This window comes from Shewanella sp. 10N.286.45.A1 (genome assembly GCF_041470405.1).
GTDB lineage: Bacteria > Pseudomonadota > Gammaproteobacteria > Enterobacterales > Shewanellaceae > Shewanella.
This window is the reverse complement of the sequence record NZ_JBFRMK010000241.1, coordinates 1-7,863: the sequence shown is the minus strand read 5'-3', so window position 1 is coordinate 7,863 and position 7,863 is coordinate 1. Positions and strand designations below refer to the sequence as shown.

Below are 7,863 nucleotides of genomic sequence, written 5' to 3'. Positions count from 1 at the left end.
TAAGTGAACGGCATTAACCTCAAGGTAGCTTTTTTAGTTGCTCGCAACCATATCTATAATAAGGCTAGCGATAGATAGCTTTTAAAGTGCGCCGATGGCTTCTTTACATAGCGCAGTGATTCTATCCCAATCACCCTGCTCCATTGCATCTGTTGGCGCAATCCAACTACCGCCAATACAATCTACATTTTTAAGGGCTAAGTAGTCTTTGTAACTACTTGGAGTGATCCCACCTGTTGGGCAAAAACGGATGTCAGCGAGTGGTCCAGAGAAAGCCTTAAGTGCATTCACGCCACCTGACGCTTCTGCAGGAAAAAACTTAAAGTTGGTATAACCAAGTACCATCCCTTCCATCACTTCAGAGATACTTGCTACACCAGGTATTAATGGTGTCGTGCCAGCCATAGCAGCCTTTAGCAGATCAGTCGTTGCACCAGGGGTGATAACAAACTGCGCACCAGCATTAACAGCTTGATCTAGTTGTGCTTCATTCAAAATAGTACCCGCGCCGACTAATGCCTCCGGCACTTCTTTAGCTATTTTACTGATGGCTTCAAGCGCGCAATCAGTACGTAAAGTCACTTCCAATACGCTAATACCACCTGCAACAAGTGCTTTAGCCAATGGCACAGCATGTTCAATCTTATTGATCACCATGACAGGAACAATAGGGCTGCGATTAAAAATATCTTGTGGTTGAATTAACCAGTTATTCTCAAGCATTGCGTTACTCTTCCTTTGTCTTTAATAAATTTCATCTATGGCGCTAGTACTGCGCGCACCGGTTTCAGGACTACTTAAGCTAGCTCTTAGTGCTCCGAAGAGTTCACGTCCCATGCCATAGCTTGTCTTTTGTAGGTCGACCTTTTCAGGCGTTCTTGCCTGCAGTTCAGCTTCATCAACGAGAAGACTTAACTCACCCGTAGTAGCATTGACTCTGACCAAATCACCATTGTGGATCTTGGCAATCATGCCACCATCCAACGCTTCTGGTGTTAAGTGAATAGCTGCAGGGACTTTGCCCGATGCACCAGACATGCGGCCATCGGTAAGCAGTGCTACTTTGAAACCCCTATCTTGCAGCGTACCTAAGATAGGGGTTAGTTTATGCAGTTCAGGCATACCAATGGCTTTAGGCCCTTGGCCCTTTACAACCACTACACAGTCTTTATCTAACTCGCCCGCTTTAAAGATTGCTTCAAGCTTATTTTGATCATCGATGACTACAGCTGGAGCTTCAACGATGCGGTGCTGTTCTTGTACTGCTGAGACTTTTATAACTGCTCGGCCCAAGTTACCTTTTAGTAGCTTTAAACCACCGTTAGCTTGGAAAGGACTGTCTAAACTGGTTAACACTTCCGAGTCTAAACTTGTTTGCTGACCATCAACCCACGTCAATTCACCATCACGGATCTGTGGCTCTTGGGTGTAACGCTTCAATCCAAAGCCTGCCACAGTCTCAACATCTTCATGTAATAGCCCGCCATCAAGCAGTTCTTTAATCAAGAACGCCATGCCACCAGCAGCGTGGAAATGGTTAATGTCAGCATGCCCGTTTGGATAAACACGAGCTAGCAGTGGCACCGCATCAGATAGTTCTGAGAAATCATCCCAGTTAATGATGACACCAGCTGCGCGAGCGGCAGCAACAATGTGCATGGTCAGGTTAGTAGAACCACCGGTTGCCAATAGTGCAACAATGCCATTGACGATTGATTTTTCAGAGACTATATGTCCAATAGGTGTGTACTGCGTTCCCATTTCGGTCAAGCGGCATACCTGCTTAGCAGCCGTTTTGCTTAACACTTCACGTAATGGATCATCTGGATTGACGAAAGATGAACCTGGCAGTTGTAGCCCCATCACTTCAAGCATTAACTGATTGCTATTTGCTGTACCGTAAAAAGTACAAGTTCCTGCACTGTGGTAAGACTTTGATTCGGCATCGAGTAACGCTTCTCTGTCGACTTCACCTTGAGCATACTTTTGACGAATTCGCGCTTTCTCTTTATTAGGAATACCTGACTTCATCGGTCCAGCAGGAACGAACAACATTGGCAGATGACCAAAGCTCAGTGCGCCTATAAGCAAGCCGGGAACGATTTTGTCGCATATACCGAGTAGCAATGCACCGTCGAACATATTGTGAGACAAGCCAACCGCGGTGCCCATAGCAATGACTTCACGGCTTAACAAACTTAGCTCCATACCAGGCTGGCCTTGAGTGACGCCGTCACACATCGCTGGAACACCACCAGCAACTTGGGCAACGCTGCCAACTTCATTACAAGCTTGTTTGAGCAGATCTGGGTACTCACCATAAGGTTGATGCGCAGATAACATGTCGTTAAAAGAGGTAACGATACCGATGTTAGCTTTGGTTAGCTGCTTAATCGATGATTTATCAGCTGGATTACACGCAGCAAAACCATGGGCTAAGTTACCGCAGCTTAATGCGCTACGATGCACGCCTCTATTTTTTGCATCTTCTAAAGCCGCGAGGTACTTAGCGCGGGAATCTTTGCTTCGTTCAATAATTCTGTCTGTCACAGACTGTACAACGGTGTGCATAATTACTCCTTAAGCGCTCCAGTAAACATCGACGGGGGTTTTGTGCTGATCGAGAACTGCTCTGATCGGCATTTCACTGCTATCGTTATCTGCCAGTGCTTGTCGGTAAACATCAAGTTTCTGCTCACCAACGATATGTAAATAGATTTGACGGCTGGCAAGAATGCCAGCCTTTGAAAGCGAAATACGTGCGTGTGGTGCATTACCTGGAGTAACCGCCACACACAAGTCATCGGTTGTTAATGCATGTTCAAGTTCTTTTGCGTCAGCGCAAGGGAACCAAGAACAAGTATGTCCATCATTGCCCATACCCAGCACAACAACATCAAATGGTTTAGGAAAATGTGTTAACTGCTCTGAGGTCATAATTTGACCTTCATAAGGCGTCGAATACATATTCTTTAAGCCACAAAACTTGGCACTAGCAGCTCGGTTTTGCAGCAGGTTGTTTCTGACTAACCGCTCGTTAGAGTCACTATGATCATTATCGACCCAACGCTCATCCGCTAATGTAATGTAAACATCGTTCCAATCTATGGCTTTTTTACTTAATAATTCAAAAAGCTTCAATGGCGTCGACCCACCAGAAACAACCAAACTTGCTTTCCCTCTAGCATCAACTGCTTCTTGCAATTGATTAGCGATCCGTTCAGCTAGTTGCGCTTCAAGGGCCGCTTTATTGTCAAACGATTTAAAAACGCTTTCTTTAATCATCTTGCTCCCCTACTCGTCCCAAGAACGGCCGTCTTTAGTGATAAGTGCAACTGAAGCAACTGGGCCCCAAGTGCCGGCTGGGTAAGACTTTGGTTTCTCGTCTGTCTCTTCCCAAGCTTGGATGATGCCATCGACCCAACTCCATGCTTGTTCAACTTCATCACGACGAACAAATAATGCTTGATTCCCCAACATCGCTTCCAACAACAAACGCTCATATGCATCTGCAATACGTTCATTTTTAAAGGTATCAGAGAAACTTAAATCGAGCTTAGTGGTTTGCAAACGCTGCTTTTCGCCAAGGCCAGGAACCTTATTCAGCATCTGGATTTCAACACCTTCATGGGGCTGCAAACGAATAGTCAGCTTGTTAGGTGGTAAATTACGGTAGTTAGAGCTGTAAAGATTGTGTGGTGGGTTCTTAAAGTAAACCACAATTTCAGAACTCTTAAACGGCATACGCTTGCCACTTCTTAAATAGAAGGGAACGCCTGCCCAGCGCCAGTTATCGATATCAACGCGAAGCGCAACGAAAGTTTCAGCGTTTGACTGAACATTAGCGCCCTCTTCTTCTAGATAGCCTGGTACTGGTGCACCTTTTAGGAACCCACTTGAATATTGGCCTCGAACTGTATTTTCGTAAATATTATCCGAGTTAATTGGACGCAGTGATTTAAGCACTTTCACTTTTTCATCGCGGATATTATCGGCGTCTAAGTTAACCGGAGGATCCATAGCCACTAAGGTCAAAACTTGCAGCAGATGGTTTTGGATCATGTCACGCATCTGGCCAGCTTTATCAAAGTAACCCCAACGCCCTTCAATACCCACCTCTTCAGCGACGGTTAGCTGCACATGATCAATAGTACGATTATCCCATTTAGAAGCGAACAAAGAGTTAGCGAAACGCAGCGCCAGCAGATTCTGTACCGTCTCTTTACCTAGGTAATGGTCAATACGGTAGACTTGATTTTCATTGAAGTAAGCGGAGACTTGATCATTAATGATCTTAGAAGTGGCGAGATCTGAACCGATAGGTTTTTCTAATACAACACGAGAATCAGGGAAGATAAGATTTTGTTCATTTAGGCAACGACAGATATCGCCGAATATTGAGGGTGGCGTAGCGAAGTAACTCACCATCACTCTTTTCTCAGGCTCTAATACATCGTGAAATGCTTTATAGCCTTCAGAAACCGTAAAGTTTGTTCCTACATAATGACAGCGATCTAAAAAGCGATTTACGGTCTCTTCACATAATTCGTCTTTTACAAATGTCTTCAGTGCCGTTGTGACAAGTTGGCGATACTCCTCTTGAGTAAAGTCATCTTTAGCAACGCCCAGTACTTTGGTATCTATATTGAGTAGGTTTGCTTTATCAAGCTGATATAGAGACGGTAGTAACTTTCGCTTAGCGAGGTCACCTTTAGTACCAAATAGAACAAAATCACAAGCTTTGGCTTCTGGTGTTGTTATGCCCATAGCTTCAAAATCTCCTTTTGATCCTGTGTCCCACCATTTTTGATGAGATTCCACATGTTTGTTGTAATATAACAACAGAAATTAGTAATTGCATCTAAATTCTATAATAAACTTCAAGTCAGTCTATTAGGCAACTTGACACAATCTCTGATATGCTTTCGTGATAAAATTACTAAATTTTATCATCTTTGTACCTGTTATCTTTATAATTTTATTCAAGCTTTAATGTTTAGCCAGTGTTGTACCTGCTTAGCTTGCTAAAGCACTACAAAAATATAATAAAACTACATTACTATTGAGTGGACGTACGTATATGAATACCCTAGAAAAGGTTCAAAAAAGCCTTACCCATTTTAGTAAATCTGAACGTAAAGTTGCAGAAGTTATTCTTTCTTCACCGCAAACTGCGATTCACTCTAGTATAGCTACACTGGCCAAAATGGCTGATGTCAGCGAACCAACAGTGAACCGTTTTTGTCGTCGACTAGATACTAAAGGGTTTCCGGATTTTAAGTTACATTTAGCCCAAAGCCTAGCCAATGGTACGCCTTACGTCAGTCGCCATGTCGAAGAGGACGATAGTCCTGATTCATATACCACGAAAATATTCGAATCTTCAATGGCATCGCTTGATACAGCAAGGCAAAGCATCGATACCGCCGCGATTAATAAGGCCGTTGACGTCTTAACTCAAGCAAAGAAAATTTCTTTCTTTGGTCTTGGCGCGTCAGCGTCTGTTGCCCATGATGCGCAAAATAAATTTTTCCGCTTTAATGTTCCTGTCATCTCTTTCGACGATGTTCTTATGCAACGTATGAGTTGTATTAACAGTAATGAAGGTGATGTAGTGGTGCTTATCTCTCATACAGGCAGAACTAAATCACTCATTGATATAGCAAAACTCGCTCGAGAAAACGGCGCAGCTGTAATAGGCATCACCGCACGTAACTCTCCGCTTTCTACGGTATGTACACTGCCTGTTACGATGGAAGTCCCTGAGGACACCGATATGTACCTACCAATGGCATCACGTTTAGCACAGTTGGTTATAATAGATGTGTTAGCGACAGGATTCACACTAAGACGAGGCCCTCGTTTCCGTGAGAATTTGAAGCGAGTTAAAGAAGTATTGAAAGAATCAAGAATAGACAAAGATCCCATTCTGTAAGTGGCTTTCGACATGATTTAGGACAGTTTAGCGAACGCTCTACTGTCCTTTAGTCTAATAATGTTGCAAGGGTTCACAAAATTAAAAACTTGAGATAGATCATTTTGTTCGTAATTTTACTACATTTAAGGGTATTGTCTGTTAATATAGTGTCAGAATTTTTTAAAACTTAACGGAGTATGTCATGTTCCGCAGAACCAAAATTGTAACAACTTTGGGCCCAGCCACTGACCGTGATGACAACCTACGCCGCATTATTGCTGCCGGCGCTAACGTTGTTCGCTTAAACTTTTCTCACGGTGCACCAGAAGACCACAAAAAACGCGCAGACGATACACGAGCTATTGCAAAAGAGCTCGGTGTTCATGTTGCTGTTCTTGGTGACCTTCAAGGTCCTAAAATTCGTATTTCAACTTTTAAAGATAACAAAAAGGTACAGCTAGCTTTAGGCCAAGCATATACCTTGGATGGCGATCTTGAAAAAGGTGAAGGCGATGAGAATCAAGTGGGTATCGACTATAAAGAGTTACCAAAAGATGTCAGCCTAGGCGACATTTTGATGCTTGATGATGGTCGTGTTCAGTTGCGTGTTGAAAAAGTAGATGGTAACAAGGTTCACACTGTTGTTACTGTTGCGGGTCCTTTGTCTAATAACAAAGGGATCAACAAGCAAGGCGGTGGATTATCTGCTGCTGCATTAACTGAAAAAGATAAGCGTGACATTATCACTGCTGCTGCAATCAAAGTTGATTACCTAGCGGTTTCTTTCCCACGTAGCGGTGCAGATCTAAATTATGCTCGTGAATTAGCGCAAGAAGCGGGTAGTAATGCACTCATCGTTTCTAAAGTTGAACGTGCTGAAGCGGTTGTTTCTGACGCAGCGATGGATGATGTGATCATTGCCTCTGACGCAGTAATGGTTGCTCGTGGTGATCTAGGTGTTGAAATTGGTGACCCAGCGCTCGTAGCAGTGCAAAAGAAACTGATTAGCCGCTCTCGTCAGCTAAACAAGCCTGTCATTACGGCGACTCAAATGATGGAGTCGATGATAACAAGCCCAATGCCAACTCGTGCTGAAGTAATGGACGTTGCAAACGCCGTTCTTGATGGTACAGATGCTGTTATGCTTTCTGCAGAAACAGCCGCTGGTGACTTCCCAGAAGAAACTGTTAAAGCGATGGCTGAAGTTTGTTTAGGTGCAGAATCTCACCCAAGTGTTCAGGTATCAAAGCATAGACTTGATCAACAGTTCACAACAATTGAAGAAACGATTGCGCTTTCAACAATGTATGCAGCTAATCACCTAGACGGTGTTAAAGCAATTATTGCATTAACTGAATCAGGTGCAACACCGCAAATGATGTCTCGCATCAGTTCTGCACTGCCTATTTTTGCTATGTCTCGTCATGAAGTGACACTTGCTAAGATGGCACTTTACCGTGGTGTTCAACCAGTCTATTTTGACTCAACAGCTCATGCTCCAGAAGCCGTTGCACAAAAAGCACTTGAAACATTAGCGGCTGCGGGTTATCTACAAAGTGGTGACATGGCGATGATGACAAAAGGTGATGCAATGGAAACTGTTGGTGGTACTAACACTAGCAAGGTTGTTGTTGTAGCTTAATTTACTCGCCAGTTAAATGGCTTATAAATACCTTTGAAAAGCATGTCTGTTGATAACAGACATGCTTTTTTATTATCAGCCCTTTCGATAAAAGTGCTAATGAAGCTTTTATGCAAAACAGATCAAGCTGTCATCTCTGACGAAAGACGCCTTTTGCTCGTTTACACCGACTAAGTCCATACATTCATTACATTGACTCTATGGTCATTTAAACAAATAATCACCATGTGTTACACACGCTACCTTGCCTCCCTCATTCATATAGCCCTACATCAGCAATTTATACCTTATACCAATTGCATTA

Annotated in this window: 6 protein-coding genes; 2 read left to right on the top strand and 4 right to left on the bottom strand. The window is 43.3% G+C overall.

The window, feature by feature from the left end; translation table 11 throughout:
* Nucleotides 1–81 precede the first annotated feature (81 nt).
* Genes AB4238_RS16885 through zwf form a run of 4 tightly spaced genes read right to left on the bottom strand, consistent with a single transcriptional unit; the run spans nucleotide 82 to nucleotide 4,767 of the window.
* Nucleotides 82–723 carry a bifunctional 4-hydroxy-2-oxoglutarate aldolase/2-dehydro-3-deoxy-phosphogluconate aldolase gene (locus tag AB4238_RS16885; RefSeq protein WP_372034485.1) on the bottom strand — a complete coding sequence of 214 codons (642 nt, stop codon included), beginning with the start codon at nucleotides 721–723 and terminating at the stop codon, nucleotides 82–84.
* A 21-nt stretch (nucleotides 724–744) separates the two neighbouring features.
* Complete coding sequence (gene edd / locus AB4238_RS16880) at nucleotides 745–2,571, bottom strand: phosphogluconate dehydratase (RefSeq protein WP_372034484.1); 1,827 nt, start codon at nucleotides 2,569–2,571, stop codon at nucleotides 745–747.
* A 9-nt stretch (nucleotides 2,572–2,580) separates the two neighbouring features.
* On the bottom strand, nucleotides 2,581–3,285 hold the full coding sequence (pgl, locus tag AB4238_RS16875) for a 6-phosphogluconolactonase (protein ID WP_372034482.1): 705 nt from the start codon (nucleotides 3,283–3,285) through the stop codon (nucleotides 2,581–2,583).
* 9 nt (nucleotides 3,286–3,294) lie between these two features.
* Nucleotides 3,295–4,767 carry a glucose-6-phosphate dehydrogenase gene (gene zwf, locus AB4238_RS16870; RefSeq protein ID WP_372034481.1) on the bottom strand — a complete coding sequence of 491 codons (1,473 nt, stop codon included), beginning with the start codon at nucleotides 4,765–4,767 and terminating at the stop codon, nucleotides 3,295–3,297.
* Nucleotides 4,768–5,080: 313 nt separating this feature from the next.
* Here zwf and AB4238_RS16865 point away from each other — a divergent pair, with 313 nt between their 5' ends.
* Both AB4238_RS16865 and pyk read left to right on the top strand, forming a co-directional pair.
* The gene (locus AB4238_RS16865; protein ID WP_371994618.1) at nucleotides 5,081–5,935 is read left to right on the top strand and encodes a MurR/RpiR family transcriptional regulator; all 855 of its coding nucleotides are present in this window, start codon (nucleotides 5,081–5,083) and stop codon (nucleotides 5,933–5,935) included.
* A gap of 184 nt (nucleotides 5,936–6,119) precedes the next feature.
* Entirely contained in the window at nucleotides 6,120–7,559 is a 1,440-nt protein-coding gene (gene pyk, locus AB4238_RS16860; RefSeq protein ID WP_372034479.1) for a pyruvate kinase, read from the top strand.
* The last annotated feature ends 304 nt before the right edge of the window (nucleotides 7,560–7,863 follow it).

Coding starts and splice junctions, on each gene's coding strand:
- pgl (WP_372034482.1), bottom strand. CDS start 3,285: ATGATTAAAGAAAGCGTTTTTAAATCGTTTGACAATAAAGCGGCCCTT.
- AB4238_RS16885 (WP_372034485.1), bottom strand. CDS start 723: ATGCTTGAGAATAACTGGTTAATTCAACCACAAGATATTTTTAATCGC.
- pyk (WP_372034479.1), top strand. CDS start 6,120: ATGTTCCGCAGAACCAAAATTGTAACAACTTTGGGCCCAGCCACTGAC.
- edd (WP_372034484.1), bottom strand. CDS start 2,571: ATGCACACCGTTGTACAGTCTGTGACAGACAGAATTATTGAACGAAGC.
- AB4238_RS16865 (WP_371994618.1), top strand. CDS start 5,081: ATGAATACCCTAGAAAAGGTTCAAAAAAGCCTTACCCATTTTAGTAAA.
- zwf (WP_372034481.1), bottom strand. CDS start 4,767: ATGGGCATAACAACACCAGAAGCCAAAGCTTGTGATTTTGTTCTATTT.